This is a genomic window from Longimicrobium sp. (assembly GCA_036377595.1).
Lineage (GTDB): Bacteria > Gemmatimonadota > Gemmatimonadetes > Longimicrobiales > Longimicrobiaceae > Longimicrobium.
In genome coordinates this window covers 18,581-44,822 of sequence record DASUYB010000098.1, presented here as the reverse complement: position 1 = coordinate 44,822, position 26,242 = coordinate 18,581, and the positions used below count along the sequence as shown (strand labels likewise).

The 26,242-nt window shown below is 71.6% G+C and carries 25 protein-coding genes; 10 read left to right on the top strand and 15 right to left on the bottom strand.

The window, feature by feature from the left end:
- Position 1: 1 nt before the first annotated feature.
- The 6 genes from VF092_15945 to VF092_15920 all read right to left on the bottom strand — a co-directional run bounded on the left by VF092_15945 (position 2) and on the right by VF092_15920 (position 4,886).
- A complete protein-coding gene (locus tag VF092_15945) occupies positions 2–937 on the bottom strand; it encodes a hypothetical protein (GenBank protein HEX6748790.1) in 936 nt (311 codons plus the stop codon).
- Entirely contained in the window at positions 909–1,502 is a 594-nt protein-coding gene (locus tag VF092_15940) for a hypothetical protein (protein HEX6748789.1), read from the bottom strand. Before VF092_15940 ends, VF092_15945 begins: the two co-directional genes overlap by 29 nt.
- A 91-nt stretch (positions 1,503–1,593) precedes the next feature.
- Complete coding sequence (gene arsS / locus VF092_15935) at positions 1,594–2,652, bottom strand: arsenosugar biosynthesis radical SAM (seleno)protein ArsS (GenBank protein ID HEX6748788.1); 1,059 nt, start codon at positions 2,650–2,652, stop codon at positions 1,594–1,596.
- Between the two features lie 95 nt (positions 2,653–2,747).
- Positions 2,748–3,083, bottom strand: coding sequence for an arsenosugar biosynthesis-associated peroxidase-like protein (locus tag VF092_15930; GenBank protein HEX6748787.1), 336 nt, complete (start codon positions 3,081–3,083; stop codon positions 2,748–2,750).
- A 133-nt stretch (positions 3,084–3,216) separates the two neighbouring features.
- On the bottom strand, positions 3,217–4,059 hold the full coding sequence (locus tag VF092_15925) for a DUF1499 domain-containing protein (GenBank protein ID HEX6748786.1): 843 nt from the start codon (positions 4,057–4,059) through the stop codon (positions 3,217–3,219).
- Positions 4,056–4,886, bottom strand: coding sequence for a TVP38/TMEM64 family protein (locus VF092_15920; protein HEX6748785.1), 831 nt, complete (start codon positions 4,884–4,886; stop codon positions 4,056–4,058). Before VF092_15920 ends, VF092_15925 begins: the two co-directional genes overlap by 4 nt.
- Before the next feature lie 93 nt (positions 4,887–4,979).
- Here VF092_15920 and VF092_15915 point away from each other — a divergent pair, with 93 nt between their 5' ends.
- Positions 4,980–5,495: a molybdenum cofactor biosynthesis protein B gene (locus VF092_15915; GenBank protein HEX6748784.1), complete on the top strand. Its 516-nt coding sequence runs from the start codon at positions 4,980–4,982 to the stop codon at positions 5,493–5,495.
- 216 nt (positions 5,496–5,711) lie between these two features.
- On the opposite strand, the gene VF092_15910 is transcribed toward VF092_15915, so the two are convergent.
- Positions 5,712–7,115, bottom strand: coding sequence for an IS66 family transposase (locus VF092_15910; GenBank protein ID HEX6748783.1), 1,404 nt, complete (start codon positions 7,113–7,115; stop codon positions 5,712–5,714).
- Between the two features lie 351 nt (positions 7,116–7,466).
- Between VF092_15910 and VF092_15905 the strand changes: the two genes are divergently transcribed.
- The 3 genes from VF092_15905 to VF092_15895 all read left to right on the top strand — a co-directional run bounded on the left by VF092_15905 (position 7,467) and on the right by VF092_15895 (position 10,323).
- Positions 7,467–9,536: a TonB-dependent receptor gene (locus VF092_15905; protein ID HEX6748782.1), complete on the top strand. Its 2,070-nt coding sequence runs from the start codon at positions 7,467–7,469 to the stop codon at positions 9,534–9,536.
- A gap of 270 nt (positions 9,537–9,806) precedes the next feature.
- Positions 9,807–10,037, top strand: a complete 231-nt coding sequence (locus tag VF092_15900) for a hypothetical protein (protein HEX6748781.1) — start codon at positions 9,807–9,809, stop codon at positions 10,035–10,037.
- A gap of 52 nt (positions 10,038–10,089) precedes the next feature.
- Positions 10,090–10,323, top strand: a complete 234-nt coding sequence (locus VF092_15895) for a hypothetical protein (protein ID HEX6748780.1) — start codon at positions 10,090–10,092, stop codon at positions 10,321–10,323.
- A gap of 81 nt (positions 10,324–10,404) precedes the next feature.
- Here VF092_15895 and VF092_15890 read toward each other — a convergent pair whose 3' ends face one another.
- Complete coding sequence (locus tag VF092_15890) at positions 10,405–10,605, bottom strand: hypothetical protein (GenBank protein ID HEX6748779.1); 201 nt, start codon at positions 10,603–10,605, stop codon at positions 10,405–10,407.
- A gap of 168 nt (positions 10,606–10,773) precedes the next feature.
- Between VF092_15890 and ftsY the strand changes: the two genes are divergently transcribed.
- Both ftsY and VF092_15880 read left to right on the top strand, forming a co-directional pair.
- On the top strand, positions 10,774–11,703 hold the full coding sequence (ftsY, locus tag VF092_15885; protein ID HEX6748778.1) for a signal recognition particle-docking protein FtsY: 930 nt from the start codon (positions 10,774–10,776) through the stop codon (positions 11,701–11,703).
- Positions 11,704–11,861: 158 nt separating this feature from the next.
- Complete coding sequence (locus tag VF092_15880) at positions 11,862–12,296, top strand: GNAT family N-acetyltransferase (protein ID HEX6748777.1); 435 nt, start codon at positions 11,862–11,864, stop codon at positions 12,294–12,296.
- 37 nt (positions 12,297–12,333) lie between these two features.
- On the opposite strand, the gene VF092_15875 is transcribed toward VF092_15880, so the two are convergent.
- Positions 12,334–12,831 (bottom strand): hypothetical protein, encoded by a 498-nt coding sequence (locus VF092_15875; GenBank protein ID HEX6748776.1) that lies wholly within the window; start codon positions 12,829–12,831, stop codon positions 12,334–12,336.
- Positions 12,832–13,283: 452 nt separating this feature from the next.
- Here VF092_15875 and recG point away from each other — a divergent pair, with 452 nt between their 5' ends.
- The gene (gene recG, locus VF092_15870) at positions 13,284–15,386 is read left to right on the top strand and encodes an ATP-dependent DNA helicase RecG (GenBank protein ID HEX6748775.1); all 2,103 of its coding nucleotides are present in this window, start codon (positions 13,284–13,286) and stop codon (positions 15,384–15,386) included.
- Positions 15,387–15,718: 332 nt separating this feature from the next.
- On the opposite strand, the gene VF092_15865 is transcribed toward recG, so the two are convergent.
- Positions 15,719–16,129 (bottom strand): hypothetical protein, encoded by a 411-nt coding sequence (locus tag VF092_15865; GenBank protein ID HEX6748774.1) that lies wholly within the window; start codon positions 16,127–16,129, stop codon positions 15,719–15,721.
- A 223-nt stretch (positions 16,130–16,352) separates the two neighbouring features.
- Here VF092_15865 and VF092_15860 point away from each other — a divergent pair, with 223 nt between their 5' ends.
- Genes VF092_15860 through VF092_15850 form a run of 3 tightly spaced genes read left to right on the top strand, consistent with a single transcriptional unit; the run spans position 16,353 to position 19,616 of the window.
- Positions 16,353–16,721: a hypothetical protein gene (locus VF092_15860; protein ID HEX6748773.1), complete on the top strand. Its 369-nt coding sequence runs from the start codon at positions 16,353–16,355 to the stop codon at positions 16,719–16,721.
- A 43-nt stretch (positions 16,722–16,764) separates the two neighbouring features.
- Entirely contained in the window at positions 16,765–17,817 is a 1,053-nt protein-coding gene (locus VF092_15855; protein HEX6748772.1) for a proline dehydrogenase family protein, read from the top strand.
- Complete coding sequence (locus tag VF092_15850; protein HEX6748771.1) at positions 17,817–19,616, top strand: PDZ domain-containing protein; 1,800 nt, start codon at positions 17,817–17,819, stop codon at positions 19,614–19,616. Before VF092_15855 ends, VF092_15850 begins: the two co-directional genes overlap by 1 nt.
- A 394-nt stretch (positions 19,617–20,010) precedes the next feature.
- Here VF092_15850 and VF092_15845 read toward each other — a convergent pair whose 3' ends face one another.
- The 5 genes from VF092_15845 to VF092_15825 form a co-directional block, all read right to left on the bottom strand.
- Complete coding sequence (locus tag VF092_15845; GenBank protein HEX6748770.1) at positions 20,011–21,693, bottom strand: thiopeptide-type bacteriocin biosynthesis protein; 1,683 nt, start codon at positions 21,691–21,693, stop codon at positions 20,011–20,013.
- Positions 21,677–24,538, bottom strand: coding sequence for a lantibiotic dehydratase (locus VF092_15840; GenBank protein ID HEX6748769.1), 2,862 nt, complete (start codon positions 24,536–24,538; stop codon positions 21,677–21,679). Before VF092_15840 ends, VF092_15845 begins: the two co-directional genes overlap by 17 nt.
- Entirely contained in the window at positions 24,535–25,431 is an 897-nt protein-coding gene (locus tag VF092_15835) for a S8 family serine peptidase (GenBank protein ID HEX6748768.1), read from the bottom strand. Before VF092_15835 ends, VF092_15840 begins: the two co-directional genes overlap by 4 nt.
- On the bottom strand, positions 25,424–25,639 hold the full coding sequence (locus tag VF092_15830; protein ID HEX6748767.1) for a hypothetical protein: 216 nt from the start codon (positions 25,637–25,639) through the stop codon (positions 25,424–25,426). The genes VF092_15835 and VF092_15830 overlap by 8 nt, the downstream gene beginning before the upstream one ends.
- Before the next feature lie 87 nt (positions 25,640–25,726).
- Positions 25,727–25,999 (bottom strand): hypothetical protein, encoded by a 273-nt coding sequence (locus VF092_15825; protein ID HEX6748766.1) that lies wholly within the window; start codon positions 25,997–25,999, stop codon positions 25,727–25,729.
- Positions 26,000–26,242: the final 243 nt, after the last annotated feature.

The window sequence follows — 26,242 nt, the reverse complement described above, 5'->3', positions numbered from 1 at the left end:
TTTACCCGGCTTCGTCCAGCCACGAGGCGAGGGCGTCCACGGCTGCCGCGAAGCCTTCGAGGTACTGCTCGCCGCGGTAGTCGGACGGCTCGGGGATGCGGATGCGGTTGAGCTCGAACGCGCCGCGATGCGCATCGAACACGTCGCGTGCCGTCGAGGCGGCGATGTACGGGCTGACCGACGACGCGGCGTCCGACCATTCGATCGTGGCCGCGACGAACGCGAACACCTGGGCGAAGTAACGCCACGCGGGCGGCGAGGTGCCGGGCCTGAACCCCAGCAGGATCTCCCAGTCCCGTGGATCGGCGGCGTAGGTGACGGGGCGGCCGAGCGTCCGGTATGCGATCCGCGCGGCCGTCATCTCCTGCGCCGCCCGCCGCACGGAGGCAAGGGTGTAGCCGGTCGCGGTCGCGAGCGTCCGAACCGTTTCCGGAGCCCCGCCGAGCCCCAGCAGCACCGCCAGGAGATCGGCTTTCACACCCACGCCGAAGGCGGACCGCAACCGAAGCATCAGCGCCGGCGCGGAGATGAGCGATACGTCGCCGCCACGTTTTCGGCGCACGAGCAGCTCGTCTTCCCCTTCCGCCTGCGCGGCGAGTCTGTGCCAGCGCAGATCTCCGCCGTCCACCACCGCGCGCGCGAAGGTGGCGAGCCCCCCGTGCGCCGACACGGGGAACTGCTTCCGCAGCGTGGTGATCCGCTGCACGCTCATCAACGGCGCCCCCGCCGTCGCCCACCACGCAAGCACGTCGTCGAGGCGGCGTTCGCCATCACGCAGCACGCACGAAAGGAGGACCAGCGCCTCGGGATCGACGATCGCCCGCGCCTGAACGGCGCCACCGGATACGGGTGCACCGAGCGCCGCCCATTGCCTCCATGCGACGGCGACGGCGGCCTCGCGCGCGCGGCTAGCGATCTCGGCGGGCGTCGCGGACATGCTCCACCACCTCGGCAACGAGCCGCGGGAAGACGGGTGATGCGTCCTGCGTCAGCACCCACGCGGCCGCCTCGCCCAGCTCCGCGTCCGACGGTGCGAGTGCGACCAGGTCCTGCGCATGGACGCTGCGCAGCGTCTGGTCCGCCGCCGCGAAGAGCTTCAGCGCGATCAGCGTGCGCCGCCCGGCGAGCCCGACATGCAGCGCGCCGTACCGCCTCCACTCCAGGTCTTCGCCGATCCACGGCGGCAGCCCCTGGCTCCACTGGCGCGCCACGACCGTGTTCATCCAGTCCGCCGACAAGCCGAAATCCCGCGCCACGCGGGCGATGGCGCGGTTGAGGGGTTCAGGCAGCGGGTCGGGCGGTACCAGCACGACCGGCGAGCCGCTCCGCTCCACCTCCGCGCGGGCGATCACGTCTACGTCCTGCGTCGTCCGCGCGACGAGACCCAGCAGGTTCAGCGTCGCACCGCCCACGACCACCACGGCGGCCGGTGCGGCCTCGGCCTGAAGGAGCGACCCGACCGCTTCGAGCGCACGCGGTAATATCTGAATCAACTCGGCCATGTGGCCATCCTCATGGGTGAAATTATTTATCTTAATAAGATAGATAATATATCCTAGCCTACTTCGTCTAGACTCGCGGTGACTTCTGAATTCACGTCACCGTGGCGCCGCCGCAGCTGGAGCCGGCGCCGGCGGTGCAGCCGAAGCAGTGCGGGCCCAGCACGATCTCACGGCTCGCGAGCCCCTCCAGGTCGAAGTCGAAGACGGTGCGCGGGGCGCGGGGGTGCACCGGCATCTCCAGCATCTGGTTGAAGTCGCAGTCGTAGAGGGTTCCATCCCATCCCACCGACAGCGTGTTGCGGCACATCACCCCCGCGGCGGCGGCGGGATTGAAGGCCGTCACCAGGCGCTCCATGTACTCGGCGAGCTGGCCCGACGTCTCCAGGAACTCTAGGAAGCGGGAGATGGGCATGTTGGTGAGGGCGTACAGCGCGTTGAACTCCACGCCATACAGCCGCAGCAGCTGCCGCTTCCACTCCGCCTCGAGCGCCTTCTGGTTCCCCGGGAGAAAGGTGCCCACGGGGTTCGTCACCAGGTCCAGCACCAGCCCGGTGCCCGGCTTCCCGTAGCCCAACGCGTTCAGCCGCCGCAGCGCGGTGATGGACTCGTCGAACACGCCCTCGCCGCGCTGGGTGTCGGTGCCCTTCTGGCGGTAGTGCGGGAGGCTGGCGACCACGTGCACGCCGTGCCCGGCGTAGAACTCCGGCAGGTACGCGTAGTTGGGGAGGAGGGTGATGGTGAGGTTGCAGCGGTCCATCACGTGCTTCCCCGCGGCGCGCGCGCGGACGACGATCTCGCGCCAGCGCCGGTGCAGCTCCGGCGCGCCGCCCGTGATGTCGACGGTGGGGATATCGATCTGCTCGATGATCTCCAGGCAGCGGTCGACCACCGCGTCGGGCATCATCTCGGTGCGGTCGGGGCCGGCGTCGACGTGGCAGTGGCGGCACGTCTGGTTGCACTTGCGCCCGACGTTCAGCTGCAGGATCTCGATCCCCGTGGCCCGCAGCGGCAGCATCCCCGCGCCGGCCAGCGCCTCCCCGAACCCACGCACGGGCACGCGCGCCAGCATCGCGCGCTGCTCCGCGGCGGAGGCGAGCGGCGCGTGGCGTTTGTGGAGCGTCGGGAGGACGCGGTGCGCGGTCGCGGGCATCGAAACTGATAGTCCTAAGTCCTGGGTCCTGAGTCCTAAGTGCCCCGGGTCCACAGCACTCAGGACTTGGGACTCAGGACCCAGGACTTCTTTTCCTACATCCCCAACCCCTCGGCGCGGTTGCGCATCTGGATGCCGTGCACAAGGGACGCGCCGCCGCGGATGGCGGCGGCCACGTGCACGGCCTCCGTCATCTGCTCGGTGTCGGCGCCCTTGGTCAGGCAGTCCTGGCTGTACGCGTCGATGCAGTACGGGCACTGCACCGCGTGCGCCACCGCCAGCGCAATCAGGCTCTTCTCCCGCTCCGTCAGCGCCCCCTCGGCGAACACCGCGTTGTACCAGGCGAAGAACTTCTCCGCCAGCTCCGGTGCGTCCTTGCCGATCTCGCCGAACCGCGGCAGGTCGTGCGCGTCGTAGTAGTGCGTGTGCATGTCGGAAAAGTGCCCAGTTCTCAGTGCCCAGTGCCCAGTGCCCAGTAGAAGACTCGTCCCGCGCGCCGGTGCCGGCTCGCGGGACGAACCCACTGGGCACTGGGCACTGGGCACTTGGCACTGGGCACTGTCTTTACGCTGTATCCGCCACCTGCGCGCGGTACGTCTGCTTCAGCCGGGCGATGAAGGCGCGGATGCGCTCGGCGTTCTTCCCCACGTCGCTGCGGCCGATGCGGCTGACCGAGCGGATGTCCACCCGCGCGATCCCCGACGCGGGGGTGACGCGGATGGAGACGTCGTCCTTGAAGCCGAACCACTTCGTCTCGTCCACCGCCTCCAGCCGCCGCCCCTGCGGATCGTTCACCACCACGTCCCACCCCATGTCGTTGGCCACGCGCATCACCGCGCGGTAGGCCTCGTCGGGGGTCATCGACAGCATCACCGGCTGGACGTCGGGATACGCCTTCCGCTGCTGCGCGGCGATCGAATCTCCCTCGTACTGCCACGCGTTCAGCTTGCCGCCGCTGGTGTCCCGCATCATCCGCGAATAGGTGAGCTCGGGCGGGCTCACGAAGTCGGTGGTGATGTCGTGGATGGGCGGCACCGCGCGTGCGTGCCGGCGGAAGCTCCACGGGAAGAACCACGCCGCCGCCCCCAGCAGCAGCGCCAGCGCGGCCAGCGCCAGCGCGCCGCGGCCCGGCCCGCGCCGCGCCATCAGCGCCGCGACGATCGCCAGCACCGCCGCGGCGATGCCGAGGTACGCCCCGTACTTGAACATCGTGCGCAGCGCCGTCCCCACGTCCCACCACCCCAGCCGGTAGCCGGGGCCGGCGAACATCACCATCAGGAACGCGATCGCCCCCACGACCAGGGCGACGAGGGCGAGGGTGTGGCCCAGGTTCGACGGGGCGGGCGGGTCGAAGCCGGCGGGGGTCTCGCCGAGGCCAACAGGGGGATCGTTGCCAACAGGGCTCATCGGGTGGCTCCTGTCCGTCGGTTGCGGATCTTCTTCCAGGCGATGGGGACCAGCGCGGTGATGCCCAGCAGCGCCAGCGCCAGCAGCGTCTGCCGGTCGAACAGGTCGCGCGTCGACTCGATCGTGGCCAGCCGCGCGCCCAGGTTGCAGAACACGAAGCTGCCCGGGATGATGCCGATGGCCGTCGCCGCCACGTAGGTGCGCGTGGTGACGGGGGTGAACGCCGGCACCAGGTTCACCAGCCAGAACGGGAAGAGCGGCACCAGGCGCAGGAAGAGGAGATAGCCGAACGCGTCCTCCTCGAACCCTTTGGCGATGCGCTGCAGCCGCGGCCCCATCCGTCGGCGCGCCGCGTCCGCGAACAGGTAGCGCGCGCCCAGGAACGCCAGCGTGGCCCCCGTCGTCGCCGCGGCCACCACCAGCGCGGTGCCCGCCCAGCGCCCGAACAGCAGCCCCACCGCCAGCGAGAACACGATGGCGTCGGGGATGCTGAGCGCCGTCAGCACCACGTACGCGGCGAACGCGACGACCAGCATCGCCGGGTAGTGCGCGTGCGTGAACTCCAGCAGCCGCGCGCGGTTGGCCTTCAGCGTCTCCAGCCGCAGGTACTCGTGCCCGCCCAGCAGGAAGAAGGCGGCCACGATCGCGGCGATGGCGGCGACGAGCACGATCTTCTTCCAGTCGAACCCGCGCCGCGCGGGCGCCGCCTCCCCGTCCGCCGCCGGAGTAGTCACGCGCGGACGCGGCGCACCCGCGGCGACGGCGATCTTGCGGCGGCGCGGAAGAACGGCTTCATTCGCGGGCTCCGGTTCCGCCCGCGCGGCCATTCGCGGCGGGCGGGGTGACGATCGGCGATGGTGGGTGTTCGTTGCACCGAATGTAGCGCGGCGGCGGGGTCCCGCAAAGCAGAGGGAGGGGCGATGACGAGCGAGAGCAGCGAGCGCCATCACCGCGCGGCGGATGCGCGGGGACCCGTCCCCATCGCCGTCGTCACCGTCAGCGACTCGCGGACGGAGGAGACGGACACGAACGGGCGCTGGCTCCGCAACGCCATCGCCGCCGCGGGGCACGAAGCCGCGGGCTACCGCGTGATCCGCGACGAGCCGGACCTGGTCGCCGCCGCGCTGGAGGAGATGGTGACGGGTGGCGCGCGCGTGATTGTCTTCAACGGCGGAACGGGGATCGCGCCGCGCGACACCACCTACGACGTGCTGTCGCGGATGATCGAGAAGCCGCTCCCCGGCTTCGGCGAACTGTTCCGGATGCTGAGCTGGGAGCAGGTCGGCGCCGCGGCCATGCTCTCGCGCGCCACGGCGGGCGTCCATCGCGGCCGCGTCGTCTTTTCCCTCCCCGGCTCCCCCGCCGCGGTCAAGCTGGCCTGGGAGAAGTTGATCGCCCCCGAGATCAACCACGTCGTGTGGCTGGTGGAGGGGTGATTAGGGGAAAGAATTGGGGGGAAGAAGGGGGCGAATAAATTCGCAGCAACAACCACACGAAGTCCCCCTTCGGGGACTACTGCCTTCGGTGCCGACGAGACGGCGGCGCTCGGGGCACGCAATGGATGCTCGTTGCGAGCGCCGCTGTCGCGTCCTCACCAGAGCCGGTAGTCCGCGAAGGCGGACTTCGTGTGGTTGTTGCCGCGATGTAACCGTTCAGTTGGTCGGCAGAATCGTGGGCGCGGGGGTGCCAGCACGCAGGGCTGCGATGGAGCGAGCTACAAAGTCGAGCGGATGAATTCCTTGTTGCTGACAGGTCGCGCTGATCGAGAGGATGCGCTCGGCGTAGCGCAGCCCGGCTTCGCTCTGGCTGCCGAAGCTGCTCTTGCGCCACAGCACGGCCTTCCGCAGCGCGCGCTCGGCCGCGTTGTTGGTCGGCTCGACCGGCTCGTCGAGGAAGGTCCACAGCGATTCCCACAGCTTCAGCAGGTTGCGGCACATGCGTGCGACCCGGTTGTTGATCGATTTCGCGCCGCCTTCGACCAGACGCCGGAAGGACGCCCGGATGCGGGCCATCCCGCGTTTCAGCTCGTCCCGCGCCAGCGTTCCTTCCTGGTGGCTTCGCCAGCGCTCGAAGACCCGGTCGCAGATCTTCTCGCCCTCGGCCGCGAACTCCGCCGCCATGCCGCCCCGCAGCGCGAGCTTCCGGAAGTTCCGGATCAGGTGCGCCCAGCAGAGCTGCCGTTTCGCGCAGGCCTGGTAGGAGCACCAGCGGTCGCTGCTGACGATTCCCGCGAAGTCGCCCAGGAACTCCTTCAGCTCCTCCTTTCCCCGGCTGCGCCCGATGTGGAACGCCGTCGCCCGGTCGGCCACGCCCACCCACAGCCACATCTTCCTGCCGCACAGCTTCCACGGCGTCTCGTCGACGCCTGCCCGCCAGCTCGCCCTCACCTCGGTCTGCACCACCCGGTACGCCGCTTCCAGCGCGGCGCTCGTCTCCTGCGTGCAGGCTTCCGTGCTCCCCAGCGACGGCGCCGGCACATCCAGCAGCCGGCCCACCAGGTCCTGCACCGAGCGGCGGCTCATCCGGTAATGCCCGGCCAGCACGCCTGCCAGCGCGGTCAGCCGCGGGCCGAAGTGTTTGCCGCCCGACGGCAACGGCGCGCGGGTCAGCCCCGAGCACTTCGGGCAGCGCAGGCACCTCAGCCGGTGCTCCGTCACCTCGGCGTGGATCGGCGGAAGCTCCACCGTCTGGTGCACCTGCGCCGGAAGCGCTTCCTCCGCACCCGCCAGCGAATGCCCGCAGTGCTCGCACGCCTCCGGCGCGTGCTGCACCACCTCGCCCACCCGCTCCGGTGGGAGAAGCATGCGGTGGTGGCCCCGGTGCCCCGGCTGGCCGCCACGCCTCCTTCCCTTCGGCTTCTTTCCCGGCCGGACGAGGCCCGGAGGATCCGACGACGGTGGCTTCGACGAGTTGGTCGAGTTCTGCGCCAGGCGCGCCTCCAGCTCCCGCACGCGCTCCTGCAGGGCGGCGATGAGCCTCTCCTGCTGCTCCACGGCAGCACGCAACGATGGCGAGAGTACCTCGCCGCTGGCCTCGAGTTGCTCGACTATGCTCATGAGCCACAATATGTAGTGGCCAACATGAACGAAGTCCACAACTTTCGCGCATGGCCCCTGAACGGTTACACCGCGGCAACAACCACACGAAGTCCGCCTTCGCGGACTACATGCTCTCGTTGGTCCGGGATGTTGGTGCTCGCGACTGGCTTCGCACGATTGTCGGGACCGAGCGCCGCGGCTTGGACAGCGCCGAAGCCCGTAGTCCCCGCAGGGGGACTTCGTGTGGTTGTTGCAGCGAATTCATTCGCCCCTCCCCGACAGCCTCCCCCAGTGGTGTCCAGCTCGCGCGGCTTTTGCGTGCTCCGGCGCGCGAGCGGGTCTCCTGATCACGCCCGACGTCCATCCCTGATGCCGGTCATCACCCTTCGCTCCATCGCCGCCGCGCTGGCGCTGGCGGCCGCGGGCGCGTCCGCCGCCGCGGCGCAGCAGGACGCGTTGGCGGACACCGCGCGGCGCTACGCCATCGACACGCTCTCCGTTCGCGTGCTGCGCACGCCGGTACCGCCGCTGCGCGCGCCCTTCGCCGTCTCGGTCGCCGGCGGCGAGGAGCAGCGGCGCGCGAAGCCGGCGCTGGCGCTGAACGAGCCGCTGGCCGGCATCCCCGGCGTGCAGGTGGAGAACCGCTTCAACTACGCGCTGGGCGAGCGCATCGCGGTGCGCGGGCTGGGCGCGCGGGCGCAGTTCGGCGTGCGCGGCGTGCGCGTGCTGGTCGACGGCCTCCCCGCGACCATGCCGGACGGGCAGACCACGCTCAACCACGTCGACGTCGGCTCCATCGGCCGCGCGGAGGTGATCCGCGGGCCCGCCAGCGCGCTGTACGGCAACGCGTCGGGCGGCGTGGTCCGCCTCTCCACGCTCCCGCCGCCGCCCGTCCCCCTCGGCTCCGAGTACCGCGCCAGCGCCGGCGCCGACGGGCTGCTGCGGCTGCAGAGCTGGGCGGGGGGAACGACGGGGCCCGCCGCGTACCGCCTGAGCGTCACCCGCCTGAAGTACGGCGGCTACCGCGAGCACCAGTCGGCGGACAACTCGCAGGTGGGGCTCAACCTGGGCCTGCACCGCGGGGCGGACGCGCTGCGGCTGGCCTTCACCGCGGTGCACTACGACGCGCAGAACCCCGGCGCGCTCTCCGACTCGCTCCTGCGCGTGGACCGCACCGCCGCCGTCGCCACCAACGTCACCCAGAAGGCGGGCGAGGAGGGGCACCAGGGGCAGCTCGGGCTCACCTGGGAGCACGCGCTCGGCGCCGGCTCGATCGAGGTCACCGGCTACGGCCTGGCGCGCTCGCTCGACAATCCCATCCCCGTGCGCTTCATCGACCTGGACCGCGCGGCGGGCGGGGCGCGCGCGCTGTGGACCGGCGCCGACGTGGTGCACTGGACGCTCGGCGGCGAGTGGGAGCTGCAGCGCGACCACCGCCAGAACCACGAGAACCTGCAGGGCGCGCGCGGCGCACTCCTGTTGGACCAGGTGGAGCGCGTGACCTCCGCCGCCGCCTTCGCCGCCCTCTCTGCCGACGCGGGGCCGGCGACGGTGCTGGGCGCTGTGCGCTACGACCGCTTCCGCTTCTCCGTGCGCGACCGTCTTGTCACTACCGGCGACCCCGACGACTCCGGGGCGCGCACCCTGGGCGCGTGGAGCCCGACGCTCGGCGTGAGCGTGCAGGCCGCGCCGTGGCTGGCGTTCTACGGCAACGTGGCCACCGCCTTCCAGACGCCGACCACGACGGAGCTGGCCAACCGCCCCAGCGGCGCCGGCGGCTTCAACCCCGACCTGCGGCCCGAGCGCACCGCGTCCCTCGAGGCGGGCGCCCGCGCGCGCCGCGGCGCGGCCTGGGGCGAGCTGGCCGCCTACCGCGCCCGCATCCGCGACGCGCTGATCCCGTTCGAGGTCGACGGCTTTCCCGGGCGCCAGTTCTACCGCAACGCCGGCCGCGCCGTGCACCGCGGCATCGAGGCCAGCGCGGGCGTCGAGCCGGTGGCCGGGCTCACGCTCCGCGCGGCGTACACGTACACGGACGCGCGCTTCGGCACGTACGTGCTCGGCGGCACCGACCTGAGCGGCAACCGCGTCCCGGGCATCGCGCCGCACCGGGTGGAGGGCACGGTGTTCTGGTCGCGCGCGGCGGGGCCGTTCGCAGGCGTGGACGTGCGCCACGAGAGCCGCACCCCCGTGGCCGACACGGATTCCACCGGCGCGCTCGCATCTCCCGCGTACACCACCGTGGACCTGCGCGGCGGATGGTCGGAGCTGCGCCTGGGCCGCGTCCGCCTGTCGCCGAACGTCGGCGTCACCAACCTCTTCGGCGTGGAGTACAACACCTCCGTCGTCATCAACGCCGCGCGCGGCCGCTACTACGAGCCGGGCCCCGGCCGCTCCATCTACGCCGGCCTCGAGGTGAAGCTCGGCAGCGGCTGGTGATCGAGCTCGTGTGCGCGTTGCCGACGCATCCGCGCTGAACGAAGACGGACAGGCCTCACGCGGAGACGCGGAGGGCGCGGAGAACTACGCGGAACTGCTCCCTAGCCATCCTCCTCGCCGTTGGCACCCCACATCTGCCCGTATCTTCCGAGCGCCAGCTGTTTCGTCGCCTAACCTGTATACATCTGTAATCTTGAAGACGCATTAGGCGCGGCACCGACTTTGCAGCCGTGTACGCTCTTCGACCGTCTCTCCCACAAGGAGGCAACGATGCGGAAGCTGGGACTAAAACTGGACAACCTGAGCGTCGACTCGTTCGACACCGGGAACGCGCACGGCCGGGTCGGCACCGTGCGCGGCAACGACACGGTGGAGACGGAATGGTGCACCGGGTACCCGGACTGCGGCGTCTCGCAGCACGGCTGCCAGACGCCCCGCCGCACCTGCTACGGCACCTGCGGCTGCACCGAGAACTGCGATACCATCGCGCCCAACTGCTGACCGGGATGCCGCCACGCGATCGTGACAGTCACTTCCCTCACCGGAGGAACTCATGGCCAAGCTGGCGCTGAAGATCGACACCCTGAAGGTGGATTCGTTCGCGACGGGCGACGCGCACGGCCGGGTCGGCACCGTGCGCGGCAACGACACCATCGAGTCCGAATGGTGCACCGGCTACCCGGACTGCGGCGTTTCGAAGCCCCAGTGCCAGACGCCGAACGACACCTGCTTCGGCACCTGCACGTGCACCCAGACGGGCTGCGATACCTTCTTCCCCCGCTGCTAGGGGCCGGCGCGCAGACCACGAAATCGCCCCCGCCCGGGCATCCCGGGCGGGGGCGATCTACAGGACGCACGAGTTGACGCTCTACCCGGCGGATATCGCCGTCCGAGCATCTTCCGGCGCGCGAATCAACCGCTCGGCGTGCGCCTTCTGCCGCTCCATGTAGTACGCGACGAGCTTGTACGGATCGTGTCCGAAGCGCTCGGAGATCCGGTGGCGAGCCGCGCGTACCTCGGCGATCAGCTCCTCGCCCTCGTCCACGAAGTCCTCGATCTCGTTCTTCATCTTCCCCTTTCCCAGGAGCTCGAAGCTACATCGGAAGTAGCGTACGCACCAGACATGTCGACGCTCTTACCCTGAAGAGAGTGTGCATCGCCACCGTGCGTTGTAGATTGTGCGCCCGCCCCGCGAGGGGCGTTTTCGCATCCGCAGAATAGCATTGGGGATTGGAAGATGGCGCGCCTGTTTCGCCGCAGGGAAGAAGGTAGGAAGTCGCTCTGGGACCGCATCGTCGACGTGGCGCTCACCGACGTGTCGGTGCTCGTCAAGGGGATGGACGACGGGTCGCTGGAGCGGCTGGAAGAGACGCTGATCGCCGCCGACTTCGGCGTCCCCGCCACGCTGCGGCTGGTGCAGGTGGTCGAGACGCTGGCGCAGCGCGGCGTGGCCCGGTCGCAGCAGGACTTCGAGCGCGCGGTGAAGGACGAGATCACGCAGATCCTCTCCGCCGGCCGCTCCGACACGGCGCTGCGCTTCGACTACGACGCGGGCCCCACCGTCTTCCTGGTGGTCGGGGTCAACGGCGTGGGGAAGACGACGTCCATCGCCAAGCTGGCGCACCGGCTGCAGCGGCAGGGGCGCAAGGTGCTGCTGGCGGCGGGCGACACCTTCCGCGCGGGCGCCATCGAGCAGCTCAAGCGCTGGGCCGACCGCGTAGGCGCCGACTTCGTGGACGCCGAGCCCGGCCGCGACCCCGCCGCCGTGGCGTTCGACGCCATCGAGCAGGCGCAGGCCACCGGCGCCGACGTGGTGATCATCGACACCGCCGGCCGGCTGCACACGCAGGGCGACCTGATGAAGGAGTTGGAGAAGGTGCACCGCGTGATCGGCAAGAAGCTGGAGGGCGCGCCGCACGAGACGCTGATCGTGCTCGACGCCACCGTGGGCCAGAACGGTATGGCGCAGATCCGCACCTTCCAGCAGACGCTGCCGCTCACCGGCATCATCCTCACCAAGCTCGACGGCACGGCCAAGGGCGGGATCGTGGTGGCGCTGAAGGAGGAGTTCGACATCCCCGTGAAGTTCGTCGGCGTCGGCGAGACCATGGACGACCTCCTTCCCTTCGAGGTGAAGGAGTTCGCGGAGGAAGTGCTGGGGGCTTGAGTGCTGAGTTCCCAGTGCCCAGTGCCCAGTGCCCAGTAGGATGTCATCCTGAGGCCGCGCCGCACGCGAGCCGCGTCCACGAAAGCACCTGGCGCGGCCGAAGGATCTGGCCGACGCCGACGGGTGATCCACATCCCGCCACCGGAATCCCGTCCGCGATGACCCGATACGCGCCGATGACGGCGGACGACATCCCCGAGGCGCTCGCGCTGTGGAGCGCGTCGGAGGGCGTCGGGCTACGCGGCGCGGACGAGCCGGGAGAGCTGGCGCGGTACCTGGCCCGCAACCCCGGCCTCAGCATCGTCGCGCGCGAGGACGGGCGGATGGTGGGCGCGGTGCTGTGCGGCCACGACGGGAGACGGGGGTATCTGCACCACCTGGCCGTCGCCGCGTCGCACCGGCGCCGGGGGATCGGGGCGGCGCTGGTGGAGCGCTGCCTCGCCGGCCTCCGCGGCGATGGCATCGCCAAGTGCCACCTGATGGTCTATCACCACAACCAAGCGGGGCAGGCGTTCTGGCGGCGGATCGGCTGGCACGCGCGCGACGATCTCCTGATCATGTCCCGCAACCTCACCGGCGACTCGAACGCCTGACGATTCTTCCTCCCGCCTTCTCCCCGCCCATCTCATATCAGTCGTACACCAGCACCGCCTGCATCCTCCGCAAGTTCGCGCCGGGGAAGCGGCGCATCGCGTTGACCGAGCGCAGGAAGGCCGCGGCCTCCTCGCGCGTCTTCCCGGCATAGACCGCCAGGAACGCCAGGTTCTCGTCCACGTTCGTGTAGGTGATGTTGTTCTCGACGATCTCGTCGCAGAAGAAGCGGTGCGAGAACACCTTGCGGCGGGGGAACAGCGCCTGGACGGCCAGCCGCTCGCGCTCCGGGATCGAGCAGCGCGCGCCGCTGCGCAGGATCACGGCGTAGAACGGCTCGGAGCGGAACTCGTCGCGGGGGATGCCGTCCCGCGGCGGCACGAAGGTGAGGTCGTGCGCCTGGAAGCCGCCGCACGGATGGGCGGGATCCGGACAGATGGTCCCGGGCCGCTGCACCGCGGCGGGATGGGCATCGCCCCGCGGTGCGGCGAGGAGCATTGGAGCGGCGAGCAGGCAGGCGATGCGGGTCGGCTTCATTGCGATCTCTCGTGCCGGGGGTGAGGCGCGCAGCACCAGCAAGGCTCCCTCTACTAAGGCATCCGCGCCGGGATTTCACAACGCAGCCGTGGCCGCGCCGGCAACCGCTCACCACCGCGTGAACCTCTCGCCGCCCCAGTTGTAATCCTTCCCCAGCATCCCGACATTACCGGCAGCGGCCATTCGCGCGTGAAGCGGAGCCTCGCGCGGCGACTGTCCATAGATTCCCCGGGAGCCGCCGAGCGTCCGCGTCGACGCGAGGACGGCGCGGCGGCTCCGCTCGGAATGACAGGCCTGTCGCGCGGGCATCTCGTCCCCGCGCGTCACGAGCGAAGCGAGCCCGTCCCTCCCCCAGTCGGTTTTGGGGGAGGGACAGGCGCGAAGCGCCAGGGAGAGGGCCTCCGCGCGGCGCCTGGAACCAATCGCCCAGCAGCATCATCACCACGCAACCCGTGACGTACGGCAGCACCACGCACCAGCCCGCGATCTCGTCGCTCGACCGCCCCGTGCAGTTCCTGAAGGGGGTGGGGCCGGGCCGTGCCCCGCTGCTGCAGAAGCTGGGGCTGCTGACCGCGCGCGACGTGCTGTACCACGCGCCGCACCGCTACGAGGACGCGTCCACCATCACCCGCATCAGCGCGCTGGCGCCGGGGCTCGACGCAACCATCATCGGCCGCGTCGTCTCCGCCGGCGTGCTCCCCACACGCCGCGGGCTGCGCATCTTCCAGGCGGTGATCAGGGACGACACCGGGATGATCGAGTGCGCGTGGCCCGGGCAGCCGTACCTCGAGCGCGTGATCCGCAAGGGCGACCTCCTCCTCCTTTCCGGCCCGGTGAAGTTCTTCCACGGCCGGCAGATGCAGCCGCGCGAGTTCACCGTCGTCGCCAGCGAGGGAGACAGCTCGGCCGAGGAATCGGGCGCCATCTTCCCCGTCTATCCGGCCACGGAAGGGCTCACCTACCGGCAGGTGCGCAAGCTCATCCACGACAATCTGGACGAGCTGCTGCGCCGCGTGCGCGAGGAGGACGACCCCATCCCCGCCGACGTGATGAAGCGCCTGGAGATCGAGCCGCTGTGGAAGGCGCTCGACCACGTGCACCGCCCCACCTCGCTGCAGGAGGCGGAGATGGGGCGCCGGCGGCTGGCGTTCGAGGAGCTCTTCTTCCTCCAGCTGCTGCACGCCCGCACCCGCCACCGCACGGTCGCGCAGCGCAAGGGGATCGCCTTCGAGCGCAAGGACTTCCTCGTGCGCCCCTTCCATCGCCAGCTCCCCTTCACGCTGACCGAGGCGCAGAAGAAGGTGCTGAAGGAGATCGGCGAGGACATGGCGTCGACCCGGCGGATGAACCGGCTGCTGCAGGGCGACGTGGGCTCGGGGAAGACGGTGGTGGCGCTCTTCGCCATGCTGCGCGCGGTGGAGAACGGCTACCAGGCGGCGATGATGGCGCCCACCGAGATCCTGGCCGAGCAGCACGCGCGCACGCTCACGAAGCTGCTGGACGGCCTCCCCGTCGGCGTCACCCTCCTCACCGGGCGGATGGGCGCGAAGCAGCGGCGCGAGGCCGGCTACCGCATCGCCAGCGGCGGCGCGGGGATCGCGGTGGGCACGCACGCGCTGATCCAGGAGAGCGTCGCCTTCGACCGCCTGGGCCTCGTCGTCGTCGACGAGCAGCACCGCTTCGGGGTGAAGCAGCGTCTCGCCCTGGCGGAGATGGGAACGCAGGCCGACATGCTGGTGATGAGCGCCACCCCCATCCCCCGCTCGCTGGCGCTGACGCTGTACGGCGACCTGGACGTCTCCGTGCTCGACGAGCGCCCGCCCGGCCGCCGCCCGGTGCGCACCGCGCTGCGCTTCGAGTCCGCGCGCCCCAAGGTGCTCGGCTTCGTCCGCGAGGAAGTCGCCAAGGGCCGCCAGGCGTACTTCGTCTATCCCCTCGTGGAGGAGTCCGAGAAGGTCGACCTCAAGTCCGCCACCGAGGAATACGAGCGGTTGAAGACCGAGGTCTACCCCGACCTCCGCGTCGCCCTCATCCACGGGCAGATGCACGGGGACGAGAAGGACCAGGTGATGCGCGCCTTCGCCGCGGGCGAGGTGGACGTGCTCGTCTCCACCACGGTGATCGAGGTGGGGATCGACGTGCCCAACGCCACGGTGATGGTGGTGGAGCACGCCGAGCGCTTCGGGCTGAGCCAACTGCACCAGCTGCGGGGACGGGTCGGGCGCGGCGCGGAGGAGAGCTACTGCATCCTGCTGGCGAACGGCGCAGAGGCGCGCGAGCGGCTGAAGATGTTCGCGGGGACGGAGGATGGCTTCCGCATCGCCGAGTACGACATGCGCCAGCGCGGCTACGGCGACCTGTTCGGCTCCCGGCAGACGGGGCTGCCGGACTTCCGCTTCGCCGACCTGGAAAAGGACATGTCGCTCCTCGGCCGCGCGCAGATCGAGGCCCGCCGCATCGTCGACGCCGACCCCGAGTTGGAGCGCCACCCCCAGCTCCGCCGCGTGCTGGAGGACCGCTACGGCGAGCGGGCGCGGATGTACCACGTGGGGTGACAAACATCTGCGCCACCGCAGCCGGGACCCCTCACCCGAAAAAATGGAGAGCCGAGACGTAACAGCCGTCTCGACTCTCCATTTTTTCGACCTCTCCCGACAGCAGGAGAGGTGAACTGCAACTCAGCGCGGAGGTTGGTTGCAGTTCTCCCCTCCCCTGCGCAGCGGGGGTGGGGGCCACCCGTGGCGGGCAGGATGCGTCCCGGTCGCACCGAAGCTCCTCCGCGCGCTGAGTTTCTTCCCTCATCTCCCATGGTTGGAAGTGAGGGCTGGGGAGATGTGCGCCCCGCCGGACGTCACCGCCGATAGGCTGGAGCCGGGAGCTCCCGCGGCTACGGGCCGGTGCGCACCCAGCGCAGCTCGGCGGAGGTGAACATCCCGCGGGTGACCAGCGTGTCGCCGCGCAGCCTCGCGGAGCCGCCGAACGGCCGGCTGCGGCTGAACCACGCCGGCCAGGTGCGCACCACCAGGCTGTCGCCCGCCCATCGGTACTTTCCCACCCAGCCTCCGTCTGCGAGCATGCGCTCCGCGCCGTCGCACAGTACGAACCGCTCGCGCATCGTCCACGCACCGTTGCCGCCCAGCACCCAGCGCGCCGAAGTCCAGTCGCATCGGATCGGCACCGGCCGTCCATCCACCGACACCAGGGTGAACACGGCCTTGGGGTCCGGCGGGTCCTTCCGTGGATCGGGAGGGAGGTCGCACGCGGCGAGAAACACGGCGAGCAGGATCAGGCGGCGCATCGGAAGGGGGCGGAGAGGGGTCGGTGGAAGGCGGTGAGTGGCGGAACGGTAGCCGCCACCCTCCGCGCGAACAACCTCTCTCCCCCGATCCACCCCATCCGTGGTGCCACGCCCGCGACGCGCGCCGGCGCTCATCCCCCGCCCGGCCCGCTTCTTCCGTCCCCGGTCCATCGCGCAACCCCGTACTTTCGTACATCCCCATCCCCCGGTACTTTGCCCGCCCATGAAGTACGCCAGCGCGGAAGACCGGCTGAACCCCGTCACCCCGCCGGACGTCACCGACGAGACGCTGGGCGGCTACCAGGCGGTGCACGGCCGCGCCGCCGCCTTCGAGGGGTGCGACGGCGAGCCGTACACCGCCGCGGTGGAGACCGACGAGAGCGGCGACCCCGCGGCGCCGTACAGCGCGTACCTCGTCTTCATCCGCTGGGCGCAGACCGGCACGGCCATCATGGGCCACCTGGAGACGGACGACCTGGCCACCGCCGCCAGCGAGGACGAGGCCCGCGCCGCGCTCGAGGCGCTCCCGCTGGCCCGCGTGCGCGAGGTGCTCGACGCGACCATCCGCGCCCGCGCCGACGACGAGGGCTGAGCCGCACCGCCGTCTCCCCGGACACACCCGAAGCCAGAGGCAGATGCTCAAGGAAAGCCTTCTCCTGCTCAGCGAAAGCTCGGCCGCCAAGAGCGTGATCACCCGCGCGCCCATCTCGCGCAGCCTGGCCATGCGCTTCGTGGCCGGCGACACGCTGGAAGACGCGGTGCAGGCCGCGCGCGCGCTGAACCGCGCCGGGCTGGCCGTGTCGCTGGACTTCCTGGGCGAGAGCGTGAACTCGCGCGAGGAGGCCGAGGCCGCCACCGCCATGATCGTCCGCATTCTGGAGACGATCGAGCGCACCGGGATCGAGGCCAACGTCTCGGTCAAGCCCACGCAGCTGGGCCTCGACCTCGACCCAGAGTTCTGCAGGACGAACGTGGAGATGGTGCTGCAGCGCGCCCGCGAGCTGGGCGACGGCGACGGCGAGGTCTTCGTGCGGCTGGACATGGAGAGCAGCGACTACACCGAGCGCACCGTGTCGCTGGTCGAGGCGCTGTGGGAGGACGGCTTCCACAACACGGGAACGGTGCTGCAGAGCTACCTCCGCCGCACGCCCGACGACCTGGAGCGGCTGATCGAGCTCGGCTCGCGCGTCCGCCTGGTGAAGGGCGCGTACAAGGAGCCCGACGAGGTGGCCTTCCCCGACAAGGCCGACGTGGACCGCGCGTTCGTGGAGGAGATGGAGCGCCTGCTCGAGGCGGGGAAGTATCCGGCCATCGCCACCCACGACGAGGCCATCATCGAGCACGCCCGCCAGTTCGTGTTCGAGCAGGGGATCCCCAAGGAGAGCTTCGAGTTCCAGATGCTGTACGGCGTGCGCCGCGACCTGCAGACGCGGCTGCGCGAGGAGGGGTACAACGTCCGCGTCTACGTTCCCTTCGGCGACAGCTGGTACCCGTACCTGATGCGCCGGCTGGCCGAGCGCCCGGCCAACGTGCTGTTCATGGCGGGGAACATCCTCAAGGAGTCGGGCGCGACGCGCTTCTTCAACCCCGCCGCCATCGTCACGGGGATCGCCGCGGGCGCGGCGGCCACGCTGGTGTGGCGGGGGCGGAAGAAGAAGTCGAAGCTGCGCCGCCGCGGCCGCCGCTGATGCCGCGCGTCATCTACCGGCTTACCCTAGCCGAGCCGCAGTCGCACCACTTCCTGGTCGACGTCGAGGCCGACGGCGTGACGGCGCCCGCCCGGCTGGTGATGCCGTCGTGGACGCCCGGCTCGTACCTGATCCGCGAGTTCCCGCGCAACGTGGTGACCTTCGCCGCGGCCGACGGCGCGGGGAACCTCCTGGCCTCGCGCAAGGCCGACAAGAACACCTGGGAGGTCGCCGCGCCGTCGGACGGCCGGCTCCGCGCGCGGTACCTCGTCCACGCCGACGAGCTCTCCGTCCGCACCAGCCACCTCGACGCGTCGCACGGCTTCGTCAACGGCCCCTCCGTCTTCATGTACCTGGAGGGGCGCGAGGGCGACGAGGTGCGGCTGGAGGTGCGCGCGCCGCAGGGGTGGCGCGCGACCACGGCGATGGAGGAGACGGAGCCGAACGTCTTCCGGGCCGCGCACTACGACGAGCTGGCCGACAGCCCGCTGGAGATCGGCACGCACTCGCTGATCGAGTTCGAGGTCGACGGCGTTCCCCACCGCTACGCGATCTGGGGGCGCGGCAACTACGATCCGCAGCGGCTGGTGGCCGACACCACGAAGATCGTCCGCACCGAGAAGGCGCTGTTCGGCGAGCTGCCGTACCGGTCGTACACCATCATCCTCCACCTCATTCCCGGCGGCTCGGGGGGGCTGGAGCACCGCGACTCCACCGTGCTGGTGGCCGACCGGTGGAGCTTCCGCGGGCCGCAGTACGAGAGCTTCCTGGGGCTGGTCGCGCACGAGCTCTTCCACGCGTGGAACGGCAAGCGCATCCGCCCGGCCGTCCTCGGCCCGTTCGACTACGTGCGCGAGAGCTACACGCGCGAGCTGTGGGTGGTGGAGGGGATCACCACCTACTACACGGACCTGATCCTGCGCCGCGCCGGGATCATCTCCCCGCAGCGATACCTGGAGAAGACGGCGGAGCAGATCACGCGGCTGCTGGGCATCCCCGGCCGTCTGGTGCAGCCGCTGGAGGACGCCAGCTTCGACGCGTGGATCAAGTTCTACCGGCCCGACGCCAACTCCCCCAACGCCACCATCTCCTACTACCACAAGGGGGGACTGGTGGCGCTGCTGCTGGACCTGGAGATCCGCCGCGCCACGGGGAACCAGCGCTCGCTGGACGACGTGATGCGCGCGCTGTGGGCCGAGTCCGGCCGCCCCGACGTGGGCTTCCCGGAGCGGCGGGTGGAGGAGGTGGCGTCGGAGGTGGCGGGAGTGGACCTGAAGCCGCTGTTCGACCGCTGGCTGCGCACGCCCGAGGAGCTGGACTTCGCGCCGCGGCTGGCGGAGGCGGGCCTGGCGCTGATCCCCGCGCACGAGCAGCCGCGTCCGCCCGCCGCGCCCGGATCTCCGCCGCCGCCGCCCGCGGAGGGCCCGCGCGAGGCCAGGATCGGCTTCCAGTTCAAGTTCGAGGGCGGGAAGACGATCGTGGGCAACGTGCTGGCGGGGACCCCGGCGTGGCGCGCCGGCGTCGGCGCGGGCGACGAGATCGTGGCGCTCGACGGCCTGCGCGTGGACGCCATGTCGCTGGGGATGCGGATGCAGGAGAAGGCGCCCGGCTCCACCGCGCTCCTCACCGTCTTCCGCCGCGACGAGCTGCTGACGCTGCAGCTGCCGGTGGAGTTCGCCCCGCCGCAGCGCCTGGTGCTGCGCCCGGCGGACGCGCCCACGGCGGAGCAGCGGGCGCTGCTGGAGCACTGGCTGCGCCAGGACCCGCCGCCCGCCGCGTCACCGGATACCGCTCGATAATCGGCGATCCGGTTTTTTCACACAGAGGGCACGGAGATCACGAAGGCACAGAGAACCCATCGCGGTCCTCTGTGCCTCTCTTTTGATCTCCGTGCCCTCTGTGGCTGTGTGATGTGATACCGAATTTCCGGACCAACTGTGCATTGGAGGAAGGGATGGGAATGTCATTCCGAAGGCGCTGCGCCGCCCTATCCTCCATGCCAGGTCATGGCGCCTGAGGAATCTGTGGCCGGCTCCCGAGCCACAAGCCGCCTGTCGCTTGGACGCATGCCACAGATTCCTCGGGCGCCGCCCGGCATCGACGCGATTGAAGATTCGGAGCAGCGGCGCCGCTCGGAATGACATCCGATCGGAATGCACAATCAATTACGGCAGCCAGTATGATTCTTCTCGATCACTCCGGCGGGTCGAAGGAGAGGCCGGTCCAGACGGCGTCGAGCGCCAGCCCGCTCTCCGCCACGCGCGAGGCGGGCCAGGCGCGGAGAAGCTCGTCGCCGAAGCGCGTGTGGCCGGCGACCAGGCCGCCGTGGTGCTGGAAGTGCCACCACTCCACGGACAGGTAGTTGTCGCGCCAGTCCGCGCGCGCGGGGATGCGGTGCCAGCCGGCCTCGGCCAGGAGGTCGGTCAGGCAGATCCACCGGCCGCGCCGCCGCACCGTCTCGATCCCCCCCGGCCGCCAGAGCGCGCACTCCAGCTCCATCTCCCGCACCAGCGCGGGGTCGTGGAGCGGGTCGGCGGGGTCGGGCGGCTCGCCGGCGCAGTACACCCGCCAGAGCGGACGCTCGTCCGTCCCCCCGTCGCGGACGATCGCGTAGCGGTCGTCCGGCCCCTGCATCCCGGTGCGGATGTAGAGGTCGATCGCGCGCCCGGTGTAGTGCACGCTGGTGCGGCTGCGCCCCGGCGCGGCGGCCGCGCGGAGCTCCCGGATCCCCCCGCTGGAGGTCAGGATCCCCCCCAGCGCTCGCACCCGCCGGTACGCCTCGAGGTACGGCGCCTCGAGGTCCGCGCGGATCACCACCTGCTCGTATCCATCGCCCACCCGGTCCGCGGGGACGCGCGCAAGGCCGGCCGGGCGCACCGCCGCGGGGCGCGGGGATTCGCCGCCGCCCAGCACGCGGGCGATCATGTGGAGCAGGAAGCCTTCCTCGCGATAGGTGACGCCCAGGCGGTTGCACGTCATGTGGCCGTAGCTGGGAAGGAGCCCGCGGCACGCCTCGTCCCACGTCTCCACCCTCTTCCCGCCGAGCACCAGCCGCCCCGCCTCCACCGCCGCGCGCAGCCGCGCGCGGTGGGCCGCGAGCCCGTCGAGGTAGCCGTCCAGCGGCGCGGGAAGGGGGACGCCCTCGCGCGCGGCCGTCCAGAACGCCTCCACCCGGTCGCGCACCGTCGCTTCCTGCGCCGCCATCCCCGCGTCGAACACCTCCGCATAACCCTTGTCCCCCCCGACCTCGGGGTCGCCCACGAACGAGTCGCGATGCAGACGGGCCAGCTCGGCCGCGCGCCTGGCGTCGCCCCCGAAGAGGGCGAGGGACACGACCAGCGCGGGGAGCGCCCGCCCCAGCCGCACGGAGCGGTCGGCCAGCGCGGCGCCGCGCATCAGCTCGATGCAGGCCTCGCTCGATGCGCGGAAGAGCGTCTCGGCCAGCATCATCCCCTCATCGCCGCCGTACCGCTCCACCTCGGGCTCGTACGCGATCCAGCGGAGCGCCTCGGCCCGCGAGGGGCGGGTGACGGCCGTGGGCTCCTCGCGCGGCGCCGCCAGCAGGCCCGCGGGCGCGTCCTGCAGCCACGCCTCCAGCGCGGGGGAGACCTCGCCCGCGAGGACGCCGGGATCGCCGTACATCCGCAGCCGCACGTGCGGCCCCAGCTCGCCGTAGCGGATGAAGAAGAAGCCGGCGATCCACCCGCGCTCCAGGCAGTGGCGGACGAACGGGTCGACCACCTCCAGGATCACCCGGTCGCCCGGGGGCCCGTAGACGTTGCCGCGGACGAAGAGGTGCGCCGAGAGCCACGCGTGGCCCGGCGCGTGGAAGAGGGCGCACGGCGCCGGGGGCGCGGGGTCACTCGCCAGGAGCATGGGACAGGTTCACCTGGATGATCTGTTCCGCCGCGTAGCGCCGCCCCTCGAACTCGGGAAGCTCATCCCCCCCGGGGAGGCGCTCCGCGAGCAGCACCGAGTAGGCGTCGCCGTCGTCCGGCGCGAAGTGGCCGAAGAGCCCCACCAGCAGCGGGCTGGCGAAGTCGACGTACTGCGGCTTCCGGTGGTTGAGCGAGGCGCGGCTCACCCGGCGCGGCACCGGGCGCCCGTTCACCTCGTCCATCCCCCCACCCCCGCCCGGGAGCACGAGAAGCGGCTGGATGGAGGCGTAAACCTCGCGCGGGATGCCGTGCTCGCGCCGCCACCGGTCCACGCGCAGGAAGAAGTCGAGCGGCGCCTCGTCGGCGCCCTGCCGCGGAAGGAGCGACGCGGGGACCACCCACTGCCGCCGCCGCAGGACGATGCACCCCTCGTAGACGATCCGCGGGGCGTGGGTGACGGAGGTGAGGTAGCGGTCCAGCGCCTCGCGCTCCGCCGCCTCGCGCGCGGCGCGCTCGGCGGGCCCGGCGGGCTCCAGCGCGGGGTCGCGGAGGATCCCCGCCAGGTGGAAGGGATGCTCGGGGAGGCGCAGGTACAGCTCCACCGGCGGGGTGAAGCGCGAGAGGAGCTGGTACAGCGGCGGGCGCGAGCCGGGGTTCACGATCCCCAGGTCCACCGGCACCACCCGCTCGCCGGTGGGGGCGTGCACCAGGCAGAGCGCGCGCGGATCGGCCGGGTGCGGGGCGACGACGATGTCGGTGGAGGGCACCTGCTCCTCGGCCACCCCGCTCTCGCCGGTGGGATAGCTGATCTCCCGCGCCACCAGTGGGGGATGGAGGTTGGCGTTGTGGTTGCCGTCGCCGCAGATCTCGGCCATGAACCCGTCGGCCGGGCCGCGGTTGGCCTCCTGCAGGTCGCGCTGCACCCGCGCGGGGAAGAGCGGGAGGAAGCGGGAGAAGAACTTCCCGAACCCCATCCCGAACGCGCTCTTGGTGAGGATGAGCCGGGCCGTTCCTCCCGCGTCGGCCCCCACCAGCTCGGCGAACGCCGCCGCCGAGGCCGGGTCGGGGCTCATCGCGGGAACGCCGCCCAGCACCGCCTCGAGGTCTCCGCGCGAGAGCGCCACCTCCTCGGCGCCGGGCGCGGCGGCCCAGCGTGCCGAGACCAGGTCCGACAGCGCGCGCTCGGCGCGGCGCAGCCCGTCGATGAAGGGGAGGCCGAAGGGGTTGGAAGGGCGGTATCCCGCGGGGAGCTCGCCCGGATCGCCGCGGCGCTGGAGGAGGGCGTGCGGCTTCAGGTGCTCGCGGCTGAAGTCCTCGAAGAAGGCCAGGAGCGGGACCGGCGCGGCGTCGGGGCCGTAGTGCGCCTCGAACCAGTGGCGCATCTCGGCCTGCTCGCCGCGGTTGGCCGCCACCCGGCGCGCCAGCCGCACCAGCCCGGCCAGCGTTTCCTCCAGCGCGCGCACCTCGGGGGTGCGCGCGAGGGTGACGGGGACGTCGGCGGTGGAATCTTCCAGGAAGGGAAGGTTCGCGGCGAAGCCGGGGCCGCGCAGCTTCAGCGCCGCGCGCGCCTCCTCCAGCTCCGCGCGGGTGTCGGCGAGGAGACGGATGCGCTCCTCCGGCCCGGCCGCGTCGTACCGCCCGGCCCGCTCGCGCAGCGTGCCCAGGAGCGCGGCCAGCCGCAGCGCGCCGGGGTCGCCCGTGCGCTCGAGCAGGGCGCGGAGCGGGAGGTCCCAGTCGGCGTCCTGCTCGCGGATCCCCAGCCGGAAGCGGAGGAAGCCGGCCTCCGCCAGCTTCTCGAGGTAGGCCAGCGCCACGTCCTCGCCGGCGTCCACCGCGGGGCTGGCGGCCAGCGCGCGCGCCAGCTCGCTCAGCGACACGCGGGGGCGCGCGGCCAGCTCGTCGGCCACCAGCTCCAGCACCGGGTTCTTCTCGATGCGCTGGAACACCTCGCGCTCCCTGTGGACGGCCAGGAACGCCATCTCCTCGCCCTCGTCGGAGAGGGTGGGGTTCAGCTCGACCTCCAGGAAGGGCCGCAGCGCGGGGTTCGCCTTCACCCAGCGCGTGATCACCCCGCAGATCTGCTTGTTCAGCCGCGTGGAGCTGCGCTTGCGCCGCGGGTCGCCGCCCAGCCGCAGCCGCGCGCCGCGCTCGCCCGGCGCCGCCGGCACCACCTCGCCGGGAACGATCGCGCACAGGGTGCCGAACGGGGTGGCCTTCATCGCCGTGCGGGTGAAGTAGCGCAGCAGCCCGCGCTCCGTCTTCTCCGCCTTCCCCCCGGGCCGGCCGGCGTCGCTCTCCAGGTAGCGCGCCTGCGCGGTGTGCAGCGCGGGGCTGGAAAGGAGGAGCCCCTTCTGGAAGTCTTCCTCCCCCAGCAGCGCGCGGAAGCGGGTCCGCGCGGCGCGCGTCTCTTCCGCGTAGCGCGCGCGCAGCTCGCCGAGTACCCGGCCGCGCTCGTCCAGCCGCGCCGCGAACGCTTCGACCCCGGCCTGGGCGTCGGGAGAAAGCGCCGTTCGCGCCGCCTCCAGCGCCGCCGGGCGGGCGGGACGGAGGTTGAAGAGGTCGCGGCGGAGGTTCACCAGCTGCTTGCGGGTCTCCGGGGATTCCTCCGCCCGCACCGCCTCGAAGAGGAGCGCCGACACCGGCTCGCGCGCCGCGGCCAGCGCCTGCTCGACGTCGCGGAGCCGCTCGAGCAGCGCCTCGCAGCGCGGCGCGCGCAGCGACTCGACCGCGTCGACGGGAAGCCCCGACAGGCGGCAGACGAAGTGCGGGAACAGGCCGCCGCCCTCGGCGAGCGGCTCGGTGTCGGTTTGCGTTTCGGGCGCCGGGGGCGCGAGCGTGGTCATGCGTCTCGGGGGTCCGGAGAAGAAGATGGTTGCCGCGCCGCGTCGTGCGCGGTGCGCCCGGCCGCGCGGCGGGTCTCGCGCACGGCCTCCGCGTCGGCGGGGAGCGGGCGGGCGTGGCGCGCCAGGTGGCCGCGCACCTCCTCGAGCCCCGCGCCGGGGTGGCGCTCGCACAGCAGGGCGGCGATCCCCGCCACGTTCGGCGCGGCGAAGCTGGAGCCCCACATCCCGTCGCGCGGCCCGCCTCGCCAGAGCACGGCGCCGTGGTCGCCCGGCGCGGCCAGGCACTCCACCGCCGCGCCGTGGCGGAAGGCATAGTCGAACGGGTCGCCGAAGGGGCCCTCGCCCACGCTCAGCACGCTGCCGAACACGGCGGGATAGACGTGCTCCGTCCGCGGATCGTCCGGCGCGGCGGCGACGATCACCACGCCGGACCGCCGCGCCTCCTCGCAGGCGGCGTAGAGGGGGACGAGCGCGTCGGCGCGCGGCGTCCACAGGCTCAGGCTGATCACGTCGAAGCGCTCGCGCACCGCCCACTCCAGCGCCGCGCGCAGCGCCGCCACCGAGGTGTCGAAGGCGTCGCCGAACACGCGCACGGGGCAGATCTCTGCCTCCGGCGCCACGCGGAAGAGGGTGGAGATGCACGCCGTCCCGTGCCCGATCCGGTCTCCGTCGTCGGCCGGGGGCGCGCCCGCGCCGCCGGCGAAGGAGACGCCGGGGCGCAGCCGCAGCCCGGGAACGCGCAGCGCGTGGTCCCACCCGCTGTCGATCACCGCCACGCGCACGCCGCGGCCCGTGGTGCCGCGCGCCCAGCGCGGGCGCGGCAGCGGCGCGTAGAGGCGGGCGAGGCCGCCGCCGCGGTCCGCCGGGGCGAGCGCCGCCGCCGCGTCAGGCAACGGTGCCGGGAAGGCAGTCGGGGCCATCGTCCTCCGTGGCGATGCAGCTGGGCCAGGTGCAGCGGGTGCAGCGCGTCCAGTCGGTGCAGCGCGTGGCCTCGGTGCACTCGCCGCAGTCGTCGTCGTCCGTCTCGCCGTGCGGCGCCGGCGTGGTGGCGAAGGTCCGCACCCGCAGCGCCTCGAGCGTCAGTGTCAGCCGTTCGTGCATCGCCCCGCGGCGAAAAGGTTCGTTCGTGCCGGCGGGGGCACCGGGCATGCCTCGCGGAGAGGCATGCCCGGGTCCCGCCGGGGCGGATCAGTACAGCGTGAAGATGAAGCAGGTCGACGAGGTGCACTCGGTGCAGTTCGAGCAGTTGGTGCAGTCCGAGCAGCCGGTGCAGTCCGAGCAGTTGCTGCAGTCCGAGCAGTTGCTGCAGTCCGAACAGTTCGAGCAGCCGGTGCAGCCGGAGCAGTTCGAGCAGTCGCCGCACAGCGCGTGCACGGCGCCCTCGGGGGCGTCCTCTTCCAGGGTGGGCGTAAAGGTACGGATGCGCAGTTCGTCGAGACTCAGGTTCAGCTTCGCGTGCATGTCTTTCCTCCCGAGGAGGTGGGTGATCGGGGCTCCGGCGAAGTCCGGGCCCTGCCGGGGACGGCCCTGAGTGGCGCGTCCCACGCCGGTAACGCGGGAGTCTCCACCGCGTCCTGTACCAATCAGCCGTAATCCGTCGTCTACTTCACATGTTGCGGTTCGAAACCACCTTTACTTAGCGCACGCAGGCCGAATAGGCGCGTCCTTCGCGGGCCTCAGGATGGAGGTTTGCGCTCCATCGGC

What these genes read in the sequence shown, in the direction of transcription:
- VF092_15865 (HEX6748774.1), bottom strand. Translation starts at nt 16,129, where the DNA reads ATGCGCCGCCTGATCCTGCTCGCCGTGTTTCTCGCCGCGTGCGACCTC.
- VF092_15830 (HEX6748767.1), bottom strand. Translation starts at nt 25,639, where the DNA reads ATGCACGAACGGCTGACACTGACGCTCGAGGCGCTGCGGGTGCGGACC.
- VF092_15915 (HEX6748784.1), top strand. Translation starts at nt 4,980, where the DNA reads ATGACGAGCGAGAGCAGCGAGCGCCATCACCGCGCGGCGGATGCGCGG.
- VF092_15925 (HEX6748786.1), bottom strand. Translation starts at nt 4,059, where the DNA reads ATGAGCCCTGTTGGCAACGATCCCCCTGTTGGCCTCGGCGAGACCCCC.
- VF092_15945 (HEX6748790.1), bottom strand. Translation starts at nt 937, where the DNA reads ATGTCCGCGACGCCCGCCGAGATCGCTAGCCGCGCGCGCGAGGCCGCC.
- VF092_15905 (HEX6748782.1), top strand. Translation starts at nt 7,467, where the DNA reads ATGCCGGTCATCACCCTTCGCTCCATCGCCGCCGCGCTGGCGCTGGCG.
- VF092_15860 (HEX6748773.1), top strand. Translation starts at nt 16,353, where the DNA reads ATGAAGTACGCCAGCGCGGAAGACCGGCTGAACCCCGTCACCCCGCCG.
- VF092_15875 (HEX6748776.1), bottom strand. Translation starts at nt 12,831, where the DNA reads ATGAAGCCGACCCGCATCGCCTGCCTGCTCGCCGCTCCAATGCTCCTC.
- VF092_15900 (HEX6748781.1), top strand. Translation starts at nt 9,807, where the DNA reads ATGCGGAAGCTGGGACTAAAACTGGACAACCTGAGCGTCGACTCGTTC.
- VF092_15850 (HEX6748771.1), top strand. Translation starts at nt 17,817, where the DNA reads ATGCCGCGCGTCATCTACCGGCTTACCCTAGCCGAGCCGCAGTCGCAC.
- VF092_15940 (HEX6748789.1), bottom strand. Translation starts at nt 1,502, where the DNA reads ATGGCCGAGTTGATTCAGATATTACCGCGTGCGCTCGAAGCGGTCGGG.
- VF092_15825 (HEX6748766.1), bottom strand. Translation starts at nt 25,999, where the DNA reads ATGCACGCGAAGCTGAACCTGAGTCTCGACGAACTGCGCATCCGTACC.
- VF092_15890 (HEX6748779.1), bottom strand. Translation starts at nt 10,605, where the DNA reads ATGAAGAACGAGATCGAGGACTTCGTGGACGAGGGCGAGGAGCTGATC.
- VF092_15910 (HEX6748783.1), bottom strand. Translation starts at nt 7,115, where the DNA reads ATGAGCATAGTCGAGCAACTCGAGGCCAGCGGCGAGGTACTCTCGCCA.
- VF092_15880 (HEX6748777.1), top strand. Translation starts at nt 11,862, where the DNA reads ATGACCCGATACGCGCCGATGACGGCGGACGACATCCCCGAGGCGCTC.
- VF092_15930 (HEX6748787.1), bottom strand. Translation starts at nt 3,083, where the DNA reads ATGCACACGCACTACTACGACGCGCACGACCTGCCGCGGTTCGGCGAG.
- ftsY (HEX6748778.1), top strand. Translation starts at nt 10,774, where the DNA reads ATGGCGCGCCTGTTTCGCCGCAGGGAAGAAGGTAGGAAGTCGCTCTGG.
- VF092_15855 (HEX6748772.1), top strand. Translation starts at nt 16,765, where the DNA reads ATGCTCAAGGAAAGCCTTCTCCTGCTCAGCGAAAGCTCGGCCGCCAAG.
- arsS (HEX6748788.1), bottom strand. Translation starts at nt 2,652, where the DNA reads ATGCCCGCGACCGCGCACCGCGTCCTCCCGACGCTCCACAAACGCCAC.
- VF092_15895 (HEX6748780.1), top strand. Translation starts at nt 10,090, where the DNA reads ATGGCCAAGCTGGCGCTGAAGATCGACACCCTGAAGGTGGATTCGTTC.
- VF092_15840 (HEX6748769.1), bottom strand. Translation starts at nt 24,538, where the DNA reads ATGACCACGCTCGCGCCCCCGGCGCCCGAAACGCAAACCGACACCGAG.
- VF092_15920 (HEX6748785.1), bottom strand. Translation starts at nt 4,886, where the DNA reads ATGGCCGCGCGGGCGGAACCGGAGCCCGCGAATGAAGCCGTTCTTCCG.
- VF092_15845 (HEX6748770.1), bottom strand. Translation starts at nt 21,693, where the DNA reads ATGCTCCTGGCGAGTGACCCCGCGCCCCCGGCGCCGTGCGCCCTCTTC.